The sequence below is a fragment of the Phyllobacterium myrsinacearum genome, assembly GCF_014138285.1.
GTDB classification, from domain to species: Bacteria; Pseudomonadota; Alphaproteobacteria; order Rhizobiales; family Rhizobiaceae; genus Phyllobacterium; species Phyllobacterium myrsinacearum_A.
Map to the genome: position 1 here is coordinate 141101 of NZ_JACGXN010000006.1, position 14300 is coordinate 155400.

Annotated in this window: 11 protein-coding genes; 3 read left to right on the forward strand and 8 right to left on the reverse strand. The window is 55.8% G+C overall.

What is annotated here, in order from left to right:
• Nucleotides 1-2: 2 nt before the first annotated feature.
• Entirely contained in the window at nt 3-1067 is a 1065-nt protein-coding gene (locus FHW16_RS18250; RefSeq protein WP_182550699.1) for an aldo/keto reductase, read from the forward strand.
• An 81-nt stretch (nt 1068-1148) separates the two neighbouring features.
• On the forward strand, nt 1149-2576 hold the full coding sequence (locus tag FHW16_RS18255; protein ID WP_182550700.1) for an FAD/NAD(P)-binding protein: 1428 nt from the start codon (nt 1149-1151) through the stop codon (nt 2574-2576).
• Nucleotides 2577-2599: 23 nt separating this feature from the next.
• Here the strand turns inward: FHW16_RS18255 and FHW16_RS18260 are convergent, their stop codons facing one another.
• Genes FHW16_RS18260 through FHW16_RS18270 form a run of 3 tightly spaced genes read right to left on the reverse strand, consistent with a single transcriptional unit; the run spans nt 2600 to nt 7436 of the window.
• Nucleotides 2600-4201 (reverse strand): ABC transporter substrate-binding protein, encoded by a 1602-nt coding sequence (locus FHW16_RS18260; RefSeq protein ID WP_182550701.1) that lies wholly within the window; start codon nt 4199-4201, stop codon nt 2600-2602.
• A 25-nt stretch (nt 4202-4226) separates the two neighbouring features.
• Nucleotides 4227-5825 (reverse strand): ABC transporter substrate-binding protein, encoded by a 1599-nt coding sequence (locus tag FHW16_RS18265; protein WP_182550702.1) that lies wholly within the window; start codon nt 5823-5825, stop codon nt 4227-4229.
• A gap of 12 nt (nt 5826-5837) precedes the next feature.
• The gene (locus FHW16_RS18270; protein ID WP_182550703.1) at nt 5838-7436 is read right to left on the reverse strand and encodes an ABC transporter substrate-binding protein; all 1599 of its coding nucleotides are present in this window, start codon (nt 7434-7436) and stop codon (nt 5838-5840) included.
• 374 nt (nt 7437-7810) lie between these two features.
• Between FHW16_RS18270 and gcvA the strand changes: the two genes are divergently transcribed.
• A complete protein-coding gene (gene gcvA / locus FHW16_RS18275) occupies nt 7811-8821 on the forward strand; it encodes a transcriptional regulator GcvA (protein WP_182550704.1) in 1011 nt (336 codons plus the stop codon).
• Nucleotides 8822-8865: 44 nt separating this feature from the next.
• On the opposite strand, the gene FHW16_RS18280 is transcribed toward gcvA, so the two are convergent.
• From FHW16_RS18280 to FHW16_RS18300, 5 genes are read right to left on the reverse strand one after another with little or no spacing between them, the layout of a single operon-like run.
• The gene (locus tag FHW16_RS18280) at nt 8866-10194 is read right to left on the reverse strand and encodes an LLM class flavin-dependent oxidoreductase (protein ID WP_182550705.1); all 1329 of its coding nucleotides are present in this window, start codon (nt 10192-10194) and stop codon (nt 8866-8868) included.
• The gene (locus tag FHW16_RS18285; RefSeq protein ID WP_182550706.1) at nt 10191-11372 is read right to left on the reverse strand and encodes an acyl-CoA dehydrogenase family protein; all 1182 of its coding nucleotides are present in this window, start codon (nt 11370-11372) and stop codon (nt 10191-10193) included. Before FHW16_RS18285 ends, FHW16_RS18280 begins: the two co-directional genes overlap by 4 nt.
• A gap of 12 nt (nt 11373-11384) precedes the next feature.
• Complete coding sequence (locus FHW16_RS18290; protein ID WP_182550707.1) at nt 11385-11726, reverse strand: DUF3088 domain-containing protein; 342 nt, start codon at nt 11724-11726, stop codon at nt 11385-11387.
• A 22-nt stretch (nt 11727-11748) separates the two neighbouring features.
• The gene (locus FHW16_RS18295) at nt 11749-13107 is read right to left on the reverse strand and encodes an LLM class flavin-dependent oxidoreductase (RefSeq protein WP_182550708.1); all 1359 of its coding nucleotides are present in this window, start codon (nt 13105-13107) and stop codon (nt 11749-11751) included.
• 14 nt (nt 13108-13121) lie between these two features.
• Nucleotides 13122-14300 carry an acyl-CoA dehydrogenase family protein gene (locus FHW16_RS18300; RefSeq protein WP_182550709.1) on the reverse strand — a complete coding sequence of 393 codons (1179 nt, stop codon included), beginning with the start codon at nt 14298-14300 and terminating at the stop codon, nt 13122-13124.

Here is a 14300-nt window from a genome sequence, read left to right on the forward strand (position 1 = left end):
TTATGGTCGATTACCGCTATCTTGGACGTAGTGCCCTCAAAGTTTCGCCGCTCAGTCTCGGAACCATGATGTTCGGAGGGCCGACCGACGATTCTGTTGCCCATCGCATCATCGACAAGGCGCGCGAACAGGGGATCAATTTCATTGATACCGCCGATGTCTATCATGAAGGTAAATCGGAAGAAGTGGTCGGTCGCGGCATCAAGGCAACACGCGATCATTGGGTGCTCGCGACCAAGTTCGTCAATTCGCATACGAAAGGTCCCAATCTCGGCGGGCATTCGCGTAAATGGATCATCGAAACGGTCGAGAACAGCCTGCGACGGCTCGACACTGATTATATTGACATCCTTTATTTCCACCGGGCCGTTTTCGATGCTCCGCTGGAGGAACCTGTCCGGGCAATTGCTGATTTGATCAAGCAGGGGAAGCTGCGTTATTTCGGTGTGTCGAACTTCCGCGGCTGGCGCATAGCCGAGGTGGCGCATCTCGCCGACCAGTTGGGTATCGACCGGCCAATCGCCAGCCAGCCTCTCTACAATATCGTCAACCGAACGGCTGAAGCCGAGCAACTGCCCGCAGCTGCTTACTACGGGCTGGGTGTCGTCTCCTACAGCCCGCTGGCTCGAGGCGTCCTGACCGGGAAATATGAACCGAACCAGACGCCGGGCGACGATACACGGGCAGGGCGCGGTGACAAGCGCATCCTTGAGACGGAATGGCGCCCGGAATCCATCAGCATCGCCAAACAGATCGCAGCCCATGCAGAAGCCAAAGGCATTGCTGCTGCGGATTTCGCGCTGGCTTGGGTTTTGAACAACAAGCTTATCACGTCAGCGATCACTGGTCCGCGTACGGAAGCCCATTGGGACAGCTATATCCGGGCATTGGATGTGAAGCTCGATGCCGAAGATGAAGCGCTGGTTGACAGCCTGGTTACGACAGGCCACGCGTCCACCCACGGCTTCAATGATCCAAGTCATCCGGTCGAAGGCCGGGTAGCGCGCTCTGTTTCCGGCGCCTCAAGCGATCCGATCGCGTTGGTACGGCCATTGCGCGTGGCATAACGCCATCTGCGAAAGCCGTGTGCGCCCACCGATGCGATTGGTGGGTGCATATATTCCGCCGAAATCCTCAAGAGGTTTGTCATGGATGCCAGTTTCGCTCCTCCGCGTTCGATCGTGATCATCGGCGGGGGATTTGCCGGTTCTGTCGCCGCGTTGAAATTGTTCGACCATACGACCGTACCTCTCGCTATCTCCATTATCGAACGTAGGAGCGAACTCGGGAGAGGCGTCGCCTATAGCACCACTGAACCTGTCCATCTGGTTAACGGTCCCGCCCGCATTTTCTCGCTTTATCCGGATGATCCGGAACACCTGGTCCGATGGCTGCAAGATCATGGAGCCGAGAATGGATGGATACCACCCGACGACGTGGCGGATTCGAGCCCACCCCGCTGGCTGTTCGGCACCTATGTCCAGGCCGAGTTGCAGCATGCGATCAGCCGTGCAGGCCAATACTCCACGCTGCGGCATATACAGGCATCGGCGACGGAGATCAGGACCGAATTGAACAGTGTCCAGGTATCGATCAGCACCGGGACAACGGTTTTTGCTGACGAGGCCATTCTGGCACTTGGCGCATTTCAGGGAGAACCGTCCGATGTAGAAGCTGCTGTCACGGATCACCCGGCCTTCGTTGGCAACCCCTGGAACCCGCAAGCGCTTGACAGGCTGGTGAACGCGAAAAATCTGCTTCTTGTCGGATCAAGCCTGTCCATGGTGGACGTGGTCGCCAGTATGGAAATGCGAGGATATCGTGGCCATTATCATGTCCTGTCAAGGCGCGGGCAGGTTGTTGACGGCAGGCGGGATGCGGAGCCGTGGCATGATTTTCTCTCGGAGAAGCCTTTGCCAGTCACAGCGAGAACACTTCTGTCATTGGTCAAAAGCGAGCGACGCGCTGTCGCCGCGGCTGGACAGGACTGGCAAGCGCTGCCTGTTGCCATCAGGCCGCATATCCTTGCTTTGTGGCAGGGCGCGAGCGACAGCGAGCGGCTGCGCTTCAACCGTCATCTGCGGCCGTTCTGGGATGTAACAGCACACCGGTCCGCGCCGCCGTCGCACCACAGTGTCGCGAACGCGAAAAAGGAAGGGCGGTTGACGAGCGCCGCAGGTCGTATTCAAGCCTTTGAGCCCGAGGATACGGGCATTGCCGCCGTGATCCGGCGGCGCTCGACCGGAAAGACAGAGCGGATAACCTTCGATGGTGTCGTCAACTGCCGGGGGCATCAGCAGCACGATTGGCGGAAGATACCCGACCCATTCATTCGGTATCTGCTTGCCAGTGGCGAGGTGCGGCCGCACGGAACTGGTTTTGGTATCGATGCAACGTCAAATGGCGCTGTGATCAATGCGAACGGACAGGTTCATGGCAATCTTCACGCTATCGGCCACCCATTGCGGGGTGTCGCGTGGGAATCGAGCTCAATCACTGAACAGCTGGCGCAGGCAATTGCACTTGCCGAACGCCTTTTGTCGAAGGTCTCCATGAAACGGGCGGCAGCATCCTGAAGGCTCCTGATGCCGCTCTCCGCCTATGCATTCCTGATATAGACGTCGGCAAAGTTGGATTGTGTCCCTTCTGCGCTGGTTGTGTGGTTTTTCACCCGTGTGTTGAACACGGTGACATTGTCGAGCGCGATGAGGTTGATGACCGGTACTTCATCGGCAACGATCTTCTGGAATGCATTGAACTGTTCCTTGCGCTTTCCGTCGTCAATTTCGACGGAAGCCGCCTCCAGCAATCTATCGACTTCAGGATTGGCATAATGGCTGGCATTGGAGAAGGGCAGGCCGATCTTGAAATTCTTTGACCAGTAAACACGTTGCACACCGAGCGTCGGGTCGAACTGATTTCCGAGATACTCTGCTGTCAGGTCAAAGGCGCGGTCGGTGTAGACAGTTTTGATGTAGGTTGAGAAATCATAGGAATCGATCTTCGCATCGATACCGATCTTGGCGAGGTTTTGACGCAGATATTCCGCCACCCGCTTGAAACCATCATTGTATGAGTTGTGTGTCAGGCGAAGGGTGAACCGTATGCCATTGGCCGCCGTCTTGTAGCCGGCTTCATCAAGAAGCACCTTGGCTTTGTCCAGATCAAAAGGATACGGCTGGATGGAACTGTCATGATAGCGCGGAAGGAGTACGCTGATTGGCGAGGGCGAGACTTGTCCGTAGCCATACCAAATCGTATTCAGCACGACATTGATATCAATTGAATGGGCAATGGCGCGCCGGACACGGACATCTTTCAGATATTCATTGTCGAGATTGAGGATAAGTTGAGTCTGGTCGCCTCGTGCCTCGTACCCCTTTGTCTCGGTACCGATGTTCGGGAGCTGCTTTAGCCGTTCCAGATCATTCAACGGAATTGGATTGTCACCGCCGATATCAAACTCACCGGTTTCAAAACCCGCGGCACGAGCTGCGCCGTCGGGCACAAAGCGTACGACAACTTTGTCGAGATAGGGTTTGCCCGGATCCCAATAATTCGGGTTTCGTTCGAGGATGATGTGCGAACCGCGTACCCACTCCCTGAAGATAAACGGACCTGTCCCAACGGGAGCATTCGCATTGGGATTGGTTGTTGCGTCGGTGTTTTCGTAAATATGTTTGGGGACGATCGGCGACTCCGCTGCATAGAGGGCTTGCAGCAGATAGGGTGCCGGTTTTGATAGATGTATAATCGCAGTCAGCGGATCGGGAGTTTCAACCGACGCGACGTTGGCAAATGTTCCACGCCCTCGGGGGTGCACCTGCTTCAACAGCTCAATGGAATAAGCAACGTCGGCAGAAGAAAAATCTTTACCGTCATGCCATTTGACCCCTGATCGAAGCTTGAATGTGTAGTTGAGCCCGTCGTCGCTCACCGACCATTCAGTTGCCAATTGCGGTTTTGGCTTCAGATCGAAATCATAGGTCAACAGTCCCTCTGTGATCTTCGGGCTGACCTTTTGTGTTCCGCCGGCGGTATGGGCAAGAGCGAGGATGGTTGGCGGTTCCGGTACCACGACAAAATTCAGGGTTCCTCCCGGTACGGGTTGTTCCGTCTCGGCAAGACTTACTGCGGGAAGGGTGATGCTTGCAGCGCTGAGCATCAGCATCTGATTGAACAGGCGTCGATTGATAGTCATTGCATCTTTCCTGAAATATGCCGCATTAAATACGCTGGAGAAGGTGGGCCTGAGCCAGATTTCCGGAGATTCCGGTTGCTCCAGTCGTGTGATTTGCCACTCGGTTGTTAGCGATGGTCAGATAGGACTGGCTTAGGAAGGAAATATCCGGCAGATCGGCAGCGACCAGTTTTTGGAAGTCGCGGTAGTACTGCAATCGCGTCTGACGGTTAACTTCCACCGCAGCTGCCTCAAGCAACCGGTCCACTTCCGGATTGTTGTAGTGTGAGCCATTGGAAAACGGCACGCCTGGTTTGTAATTCTTCGACCAGTAGAGCCGTTGAACGCCGATCACCGGATCAAAAGAGTTCGTCATGGAGTTGCTGGTGAAATCAAAATCCCGATCGGTGTAAACACGCTTGACGTAACTCGCCATGTCCTGCGCCCGAACATTCACGGTAATACCGATCACACCCAAAGCCTGTTTGAGATATTCGCCGGTGCGCTTGTCGCCTTCATTCCAGGGACGGTAGTCGTGGAAGACCTTGAACCTGATACCGTCTGTTCCGCGCGGAAAGCCGGCTTCGTCAAGCAATGCCTCTGCTTTGGTTGTATCGTAGGGATAGGTCGGCAGGTCAGTGGTAAAAAAGTCGGTGAGCGCAGGACTGATCGGACCATAAATCACCTCGCCGAAACCATACCAGATGGTGTTCTTGATCGCCTCCCGATCGATGGCGTGGGCTACGGCCTGCCGAACCTTTTTCTCTTTGAAATATGGGTTATCCAGATTGAACTCGATCCGCCTGACGCCCGCCGCGAAACTGTAGCCTTTTCTCACGGTCGAGATATGCGGCAGTTCCCTGATCCGCTCTATTTCGCTGAGCGGTATCGTGCTGTCGCTGCCGAGATCCGCTTCGCCTGTCTCAAAGGCGATTGCGCGCGCCGAGGCATCCGTGATCACCCGGAAAATGATACGGTCGAGATAGGGTTTGGGATTATCCCAATAGTCAGGATTGCGATCGAGAATGATATGGGAGCCCCGAACCCATTCCACGAATCTGAATGGACCTGTACCAACGGGTGCCGTTGCGTTGGGACTTTCAGCCGGTTTTTTATCCTCGTACCGGTGTTTGGGCACGATGGGCGACTCGTCCGCATAAAAAGCACGCAATAGATAAGGAGCCGGCCGGCTCAAAACGATCACAGCGGTGTGGGCATCCGGAGTTCTGACCGCTTCTACGGGAGCGAAAGTGCCGCGCCCGCGCGGATGATGTTCCTTCAGCAGCAGAATGGAGTGGGCGACATCCTCCGATGTGAAGTCTTTACCGTCATGCCATTTCACCCCTTGGCGCAGCTTGAATGTGTACTGGAGACCATCATCACTCACGATCCATTCCGTCGCCAGCTGCGGTTGCGGATTAAGATCGAAATCATGGGCAAGGAGACCCTCGGTGATCTTGGCGCTTACCTTCGTCACATTGTCTGTAGTCGTGACTGCAACAAGGGCGCCCGGTTCCGTTTCGAGAATGAAATTAAGTGTACCTCCGGCTATGGGAGTCACCTCGGCAAAAGCAGCGGCCGGGAGCGACATGCTCGCTCCCGACAATAGCAGTAACTGATTGAACCGGCGTCGATTGATAGTCATGTGCATTCCCCGTCAGGCGCTGGCGTCGAGCCAGACGTCGCCAAAACTGTTGTTGATGCCTTCGGCTCCCGGAGCAAAATTCCTGACCTTGCGACTCGCCACGATCTGGCTTCCCGCTGCAACCAGATCGATCGCCGGTAGCTCCTCGTGGATGATGGCCTGGAACTTGAAGAAGAGGTCGCGCCGTTTGGCTTCGTCGGGTTCGACGGCAGCAGCTTCCAAGAGACGGTCCACCTCCGCATTGGCGTAATGGCTGGCATTGGAGAAGGGCAGGCCGATCTTGAAATTCTTCGACCAGTAGGCGCGCTGCACGCCGAGAGATGGATCGAACGTGTTGGAAAGCGACTCCACTGTCAGGTCAAATGCACGGTCGGTGTAGACAGTCTTCAAATAGGTCGCGAGATCCAGCCTGAGAATTTCACCTTCGATCCCTACTGCTGCCAGCGAAGACTTGATGAAGTCGGCATAGGCAGGTGTGAGGAACGGATTGTACGCGATACGGACCTTGAACCGTGCTCCATTTGCCTTGCGTGGATATCCCGATTCATCCAGCAGCTTTTCCGCCTGCTTCGGATCAAAAGCATGCGGTTTGATGCTCGGATCATTGAACTTGGACAGCGCTACGCTGATAGGGCTGGGTGAAACCTGGCCATAGCCATACAACGCGATATCAACGAGCGCTTGCAGGTTGATGGCGTGAGCGACTGCCTTGCGAACGGATTTATTGTTGACGATCTCATTCTCGAGATTGAAGAACAGCTGCTGCTGCGGACCGGCGTAAGCGTAGGTCGTGGTGTCGATGACAAGATTGGGATTGGATTTCAGGCGTTCGATATCCGCCAGCGGCACGGGGTTGGCACCAATATCGATCTCGCCTGTTTCCAAAGCGGCAGCACGTGCTGCAGGATCAAGAATGACGTGCAGTACAACCCGATCAAGATATGGTTTGGGAGCGTCCCAATAGTTGGGATTCCTGTCGAAGATCAGATGGCTGCCGGGCACCCATTCTTTCAGGATAAACGGCCCCGTGCCAATGACCTGGGCGAGCTTTGGCTGAACTTCCGGCTTGAACGTCTCGTACACATGCTTTGGTACGATTGGCGATTCAGAGCTGCCAAGCGCGGTCAGAAGAAAAGGCGCCGGTGCTGAAAGCACAATGACCGCCGTATGCGGATCAGGTGTCTCGACTGCGGTTACATTCTGGTAGGTGATACGGCCACGTGGATGGGCTTCCTTCAGCCGCAGGATGGAAAACGCCACGTCATCGGCGGTGAAATCCTTATCGTCATGCCATTTAACGCCTTGACGCAGTTTGAACTGATAGCGCCGCCCATCATCGCTGATCGACCATTCTGTTGCTAATAGCGGTTTGGGATTAAGGTCATAATCGAACGTAAGCAGCCCCTCATTCACCTTCGGACCTATGGCCTGTCCAGTTCCGGAGGACGTGTTTATGGCGATCAATGCAGAGGGATCCGGATAATACAGCCAGTTAAGTGTTCCGCCTGCGACAGGCGCTTTATCCGCTGCGATGGCAAGCGTGGAAGAAAGGCCAAGGCTGGCGCTGGCAAGAAGTAAGAGCTGGTGGAATTCGCGGCGGTTGATCGTCATTTCAGTGCTCCAGGCATTCAGGCTTCTGCTGCAGCCATGATGTGGCGTGGCGCAGTTTCCGGATGATCCGATGGGCACTTTCAAAGCGGAAGAATGTTTTTCTTTAAGGAGAAAGAAGAACGACTTTATACAGTGAAGAAATTCTACTCAGCAGTGCGATCACGTAACGGAGAGGGGAGGATCTTGCGGGGCAGCTAGAATGAAATGCGGCAGCCAATACGAAAAACAAAATCGCGGCTGCATCTTGGGTTTTGCCGTTTTTAGATTTGGTTTCTAGATTGTCGTCTCGAAGAGCGAAGAAAATTGCCCGGCGATCCCTGCTTAAGCAATCACTGCTCTCGTCCTTGGGAGCGTATTTGTGTTGCAATGTACACATGAGCGATTTGCATCACAAAAGGCCCAAACCACTACCGCCGACGCTGGCGAGGCTCCCGCCATTGACGTCTCTCCGCGCTTTCGTGGCAACAGCACGGCATCTGAGTTTCACACGAGCTGCCGAGGAACTGCACGTGACTTCTGCCGCGATTGGTCAGCAGATCAGACTGCTTGAAGATCATCTTGGCAAGGCGCTCTTCCATCGGACTCGGGGCCAGTTGCAACTGACGGAGGCCGGGAACACCCTGATGCCGGGTCTGACGGACGCATTCGATGCGGTGCTCGAGTCGGTGGCGCGGCTTGTGACAAGTGACCACGATGCGCCGATAAAGGTGTCTGTCGCTCCGTCCTTTGCCAGCAAGTGGCTCATACCTCGACTTGATGCCTTGCGACGGGCAGCGCCTGATCTGGAGGTGCTGGTCGATGCATCAACCCAGTTGGCTGATCTCGAGGGTGAAGAAACGGATTGCGTTATCCGTTATGGAACGGGTGCTTATCCCGGACTTGTGGTGGACAGGCTCTTTTCGGAAGCGGTGCTTCCGGTATGCAGTCCGGCTTTTGCCCAGCACCATGGACTTTACCGCGGATCGGGCGCGTTGCAGAGCGTGCCGCTTTTGCATGAGGAGGGACCTGAACACGATTCATCCTGTCCAAACTGGACAGAGTGGTCCCGATCCGAAAGTATTTCCGGGACCCTTTCAGGGAATGGCTTTCGTCTCAGTCAATCATCGCTGGTGCTTGACGCTGCGATTGCCGGCCAAGGTATCGGGCTGGGCAAATTGCGTCTGGCGGAAGCGGATATTGCTGCCGGTCGCTTGGTCAGCCCCTTCGGTACGCCGCAACCGGTCGAATTTTCCTATTACTTCGCGACGACAGCACACAAAGCAAAGCGTTCCCGCGTCGAGCGCTTCCGTAACTGGCTTGGTGCCGAGGCGCGGGCACTAAGAACAATCGAACAGATCGCTGCGCCTTTTCCGGCTCAATCCCTCGCTATTGTTGCCGCAGAATAAACCGCACCAGGGGGAAATATCCGTCGATCAAAGATCGCAAGCGCCTATTCGGCCGCCGCCGTCGAATAGGGATTGGCAGGACGAGCCAGGCCCAGGTGCTCGCGCAGTGTGCGGCCTTCATAGTGTGAACGGAAGAGACCGCGTCGCCGGAGGATTGGCACGACGTGGTCAACAAAGACGTCAAAACCGCTCGGCAGCACATCTGGCATCAGATTGAATCCATCAGCAGCCCCGGCACGAAACCAGGCTTCGATATCATCTGCTATGGCCTCCGGCGTACCGACAATCGTTCGGTGCCCCGTGCTACCATTCAGCGCGCGGATCAGTTGGCGCACGGTCAAGTTGCCGCGCCGGGCAAAGGCAAGCGTTGCCTTGAAAAAGGTATGCCCGCCATCGGGTGGCAATGGGATATCGACGGGCAGCGGTTCGTCCAGTTTCAGTCGTTCACGATCGATCTGCAGCACACCTGACAGTCGGGTCAGACTGTATTCCAGCGGGATCAGTTCCCAGAGTTCTTCCTGCCGCCGCTTTGCTTCTTCCTCCGTGCTGCCGATAATGGTGGCAAGGCCCGCAAGCACAAGCAGTCCGTCGGGCGAGCGTCCAAGTCTGGCCGCGCGGGATTTCAGATCGCGCGCATAATCGAGTGCTTCCTCGAAGGACTGCGAGGCTGAAAATACCGCTTCCGCATGACGCGCCGCCAGTTCCCGGCCATCGTCTGATCCTCCGGCCTGGATCAGAACCGGGTGACCTTGCGGCGGCCGCGGTATGTTATGTGGTCCATGCACGGAGAAATGGGGTCCGTTGTGCGCAATGGGATGCACCTTGGATACGTCGACAAACTGTCCTGTTGAGACATCGCCGATAAATGCGTCATCTTCCCAACTGTCCCACAACGCCTTGACGATATCGACAAATTCTGCGGCCCGTTGGTAACGTTGGCTATGTTCAACGGGCTTTGTCAGACCAAAGTTGCGGCTCTGGGGCAGATCGGCGCTGGTAACAATGTTCCAGCCAATGCGCCCATTGCTCGCATGATCGAGCGTCGCAAAACGCCGGGCGATGTTATAGGGCTCGTTATAGGTGGTGGACGCGGTTGCGATGAGCCCGATACGATCCGTGTGCGCGGCAACTGTGGCGAGTACGATGGTCGGCTCGAGCGATGTCAGTGGACGGAAGTCCACTCGATCCGAAATTGCGGCCTGATCGGCGAGAAAAATAGCATCAAAGGTTCCGCGCTCGGCAGTCTTTGCGATGTTTATATAGTGATTGATATCGAAGGAGGCACGGGGATCACTGCCATCCATCCGCCACGCCGCCGGGGAAAAGCCCGAATGCAGAATGTTTACATTCAGGTGCAGCTCACGCGCGGTCATTGGAAAATCCCGGGTTCGGGATAGTCACCCGTCAGATACCAGGTCCCCACGTTGCGCGTTTTATACTCTGCAGGATTGTGCAGGGTATGGATGCGCACGTTGCGCCAGAACCGGTCGAACCCCTGCTTGCGCACTGCAGAGCGGGCACCCATCACTTCAAAGATCTCGGTCGTCACCTCAAGCGCAACCTTTCCAGCCAGGACATTGGCCGAAGCGATTGCAATTGCAGCTTTGCCACGCTCGTCTGCGGTCAGTTCCGGTCCACGTGCATAGGCCTCGTCAACTACCCTCAGCGCTCTGTCGGCGAGTGCGGTTGCTGCCTGTGTCTTGATCCACAACTCCCCGTATTGCCGTTTGATCCATGGATCATCGATGTGCCGGCCAACATCCGAATACATCCATGGCCGCGAATGGTGAATCGTATAATCGCGTGCTGCAAGCAAGGCGCCTTGGGCAGTGCCGATGAAAACATTCAGGAGAACGCTTTGTTGCTGCAACGGCGTGAGCAAGCGGATAGGGTCGGTCGAGTTTGCCCGTCCCGGTACGATCTCGCTCTCGTGCACTTTCACGTCCTTGTAGAGCACGCGCCCGCTGCCGGTTTGCGTCTGTCCTATACCGTCCCAGTCGCCGGCAATGGTAATTCCCTCCCGTTCGGCGGGGATATGCGCAAAGTTGCGCTCGTTCGATTTTTCATCTTCCCACGCAACGGTCAGATAGTCCGCAACATGGGAACCGGAGGCAAAAGGACGAAAGCCGTTGAGAATGGTCCATTCGCCATCACGTCGGCCAAACAAACTCTTGGAAAAGCTGTTTGTGGTATTACCCCAGAACCAGTTTCCGGCCGCTGAACGCCGTAAAATATCTGCGGATTGGTCATTGATACCGCCGGTGATCGCATTCTGGATCGGACTGAAATGATAGCCGTAGATGTGCCCGAGCGATCCGTCGACCTTGGCGAACTCACGTGTAATCTTGAGTGCTGTGGAATAGGGCTCACCGGCACCGCCAAACTGCTTTGGGATAAGAATGGTGAGAAGTCCGCTTTCTTTCAACAGACGAATCTGCTCCGCCGGTCGGCCTCCGGCCTGGTCGCGTTCGATTGCGTCGAGGGCAAAGATCTTGCGCAGGTCGACAGCTGCAGCGATGTAGGGATTGGTGGTGTCGGGCTCAAATATCATTGCTGCTCCGGATCAATTGTGTATGCGTGGAAAGCCATGGCGATCCGTAAGCAGGTCAAGGATACGGCCGGTGCTGCTGACAAATGCAACACCATCGTGATGCGTGGCGTCATCGGGTACGTTGTCGCCAAGGACCAGCACTGGAAGTCCTTGATTGGTCTCACCCACGACCTCGATCACCTTTTCGCGGGGGCGCGCAAACGGAACGCGCTCGATGTCGATACTGGTTGCAAACTGCGGAAAGCTGGCAAGCAGCCCTTCGATGGCATTGCAATAGGGGCACACAAAAACTTCGCCGGGCCGGTTGGGATCGGCGAACCCCGGTTCGATCAGAAACAGCTTGTCACGGCTCATGTCTTTACTCTCTGCTCTATGTTTATTCTGCGGCCGCACTGGCTGCCTGAGTGAAACGGTTGGCGGGGCGTTTCAGCCCCAGATTTTCGCGCAGGGTCTTGCCTTCATATTCCGTGCGAAAAAGTCCGCGACGGCGCAGCTCCGGCACAATCAGCTCGATGAAATCTGCGAGCCCGCCAGGCATCACCGGCGCCATGATGTTGAAACCGTCAGCGCCGTAATTCTCAAAACGTTCTTCCAGAACGTCAGCAATATGTTCGGGTGTACCAACCACCTGCCAATGGCCGCGCGCTCCGGCGACACGCAGATAGAGCTGCCGGATCGTCAGGTTTTCCCGCCGTGCCAGATCAAGAACCAAACTCTGACGGCTCTTGCCGGCATTGGTTTCCGGAAGATCTGCTGGTACTGGCCCGTCAAGCGGGTAGGCGCTCAGATCAACCCCACCCGCGAGCGCTGATACCAGATTGAGACCGACCTCAGGTTGAATCAGGTCTTGCAACTGTTCAAATTTTTCCTGGGCTTCGGCTTGGGTTCTTCCCACCACCGGAAAAATCCCGGGGAGAATCTTCAAATCGTCCGGTGTCCGACCGTATTTGCCCAGACGTCCCTTGACATCGGCGTAATAGGCGGTTGCTTCCTCAAGTGTGATCTGTGCGGCAAAAATGGCCTCGGCTGTGCGCGCTGCAAGTTCCTTGCCTGCCTCTGAAGCTCCGGCTTGCACGACGACAGGATGACCTTGCGGGGAACGTGGAAGATTGAGTGGACCACGTACTTTGAAATGCTTGCCGCGGTGATCGAGAACATGCAGTTTTTCCTGATTGAAATATTGCCCACTGGCTTTGTCACGCGGAAAGGCATCGTCTTCCCAGCTATCCCACAAACCCAGCACAACATCGGCAAATTCCTGTGCACGCTCATAGCGGTCTGCATGGAGGATATGGCCGTCATGGCCAAAATTGAAGGCTGCCTCAGGGTCCGATGAGGTGACGAGATTCCAGCCTGCACGGCCGCCGCTCAAGCGGTCCAGCGACGCAAACTGCCGTGCGAGATTGAATGGATCGGAATAGCTGGTCGATGCGGTTGCGATGAGGCCGATGTTTTTCGTCACGGATGAAAGAGCGGACAGGAGTGTAATCGGCTCGAAAGGATAGACGCCGCTATGCGCTTTGCGGCTGGCCGCTTCAATATCCTTCAGCCGGGCGGCAACGCCGTCTGCGAAAAAGATCGCATCAAACTTCGCATTTTCAGCTAACTTGGCCAGTTCGATATAGTTCTCGAAATTAACGCCGACGGATGCTTGCGGATGACGCCACGCAGCCACGTGATGGCCAGTGAAAAGTAGAAATGCGCCGAGTTTGATCTGGTCTTTGCGCTTGGCCATTGGGCGATCCTTTATCAGCGATACATTGCGGGCGTTGGAAACTCGCCGGACAGAAGCCAGGTTCCGATGGTGCGCTTCTTGTATTCGGCGGGATTGTGCAGAGAATGCGTGCGTACGTTGCGCCAGAAGCGATCAAAGCCGTTGGCTTTGGTGGCTGACCGTGCGCCCATGACTTCGAAAATTTCACTGGAAACCTCGAGCCCGACATCACCTGCGTAGACATTCGCGGTAGCCAGATCGATGGCAGTCAGCCCGCGCTGTTCTAGGGTCAAGGCCTCGCCTTCATTATAGGCTGCATCAAGGCTGCGGGCGGCAATATCAGCCAGTTCCGTTGCAGCCAGAGTGCGGATGTAAAGTTCTCCGTATTTTCGCTTGATCCACGGGTCGTCGGCATGTTTTTCAACGCCTGAATAAACCCAGGGGCGCGATGTGTCGTTGGTATAGTCGCGGCCTTCGCTCAGTGCGCCCTGGGCACTGCCGACGAAGACATTCAACAACACGCTTTGCTGAAACAACGAAGTCAGTGAAGCAAATGGTGTCAACGGCACGTCGGGTGAACCGATGAGTTCGGCGTCGTCCACACGGACATTGTTGAATGTCACCGTGCCGCTGCCAGTCTGGCGCTGGCCGATACCGTCCCAATCATCTTCAATCACGATACCTTCGCGATCAGCGGGAAGGACAGCCGAGAGGCGTTGGCCTTTTTCGTTCTCCCATGAGATTTGCAGATAGTCGGCAATGTGTGAGCCGGAAGAAAAGGGACGAAAGCCATTGATTACCCAGCCACTGCCATCGCGCTGGCCGGAGGAAGATTTGGACATGGCATTGCCGGAATTGCCCCAGACCCAGTTTTCGCGGGCAGAGCGGCGAAGCAGGTTCTCTTTCTGGGCTTCCGACCCGCGGAAATAAACGCCGTTGAGAGGCAGGTGGTGATAGCCAAAAAGGTGTGCCAGCGAACCGTCTGTTCGGGCAAATTCGCGCACGACACGCAGGATGGACAGCCAGGAAGCTCCTTGTCCGCCGTATTCTTTGCTGATCTGAGCGGAAGGCAGACCGCTTTCCTTCAGCAGGCGTATTTGCTCCAGCGGTTGCCCGCCAGCTTTGTCCCGCTCCACAGCGTCATGATCGAACACTCTTCGCAGTTCAACAGCCTTTGCAACAAACGGGTCTGATAGATCGGGTTCGAATGACAT

Bases quoted from the DNA above. Each gene is read 5' to 3' on its own strand.
- FHW16_RS18250 (WP_182550699.1), top strand. From the start codon at position 3: ATGGTCGATTACCGCTATCTTGGACGTAGTGCCCTCAAAGTTTCGCCG.
- FHW16_RS18255 (WP_182550700.1), top strand. From the start codon at position 1,149: ATGGATGCCAGTTTCGCTCCTCCGCGTTCGATCGTGATCATCGGCGGG.
- FHW16_RS18260 (WP_182550701.1), bottom strand. From the start codon at position 4,201: ATGACTATCAATCGACGCCTGTTCAATCAGATGCTGATGCTCAGCGCT.
- FHW16_RS18265 (WP_182550702.1), bottom strand. From the start codon at position 5,825: ATGACTATCAATCGACGCCGGTTCAATCAGTTACTGCTATTGTCGGGA.
- FHW16_RS18270 (WP_182550703.1), bottom strand. From the start codon at position 7,436: ATGACGATCAACCGCCGCGAATTCCACCAGCTCTTACTTCTTGCCAGC.
- gcvA (WP_182550704.1), top strand. From the start codon at position 7,811: ATGAGCGATTTGCATCACAAAAGGCCCAAACCACTACCGCCGACGCTG.
- FHW16_RS18280 (WP_182550705.1), bottom strand. From the start codon at position 10,194: ATGACCGCGCGTGAGCTGCACCTGAATGTAAACATTCTGCATTCGGGC.
- FHW16_RS18285 (WP_182550706.1), bottom strand. From the start codon at position 11,372: ATGATATTTGAGCCCGACACCACCAATCCCTACATCGCTGCAGCTGTC.
- FHW16_RS18290 (WP_182550707.1), bottom strand. From the start codon at position 11,726: ATGAGCCGTGACAAGCTGTTTCTGATCGAACCGGGGTTCGCCGATCCC.
- FHW16_RS18295 (WP_182550708.1), bottom strand. From the start codon at position 13,107: ATGGCCAAGCGCAAAGACCAGATCAAACTCGGCGCATTTCTACTTTTC.
- FHW16_RS18300 (WP_182550709.1), bottom strand. From the start codon at position 14,300: ATGTCATTCGAACCCGATCTATCAGACCCGTTTGTTGCAAAGGCTGTT.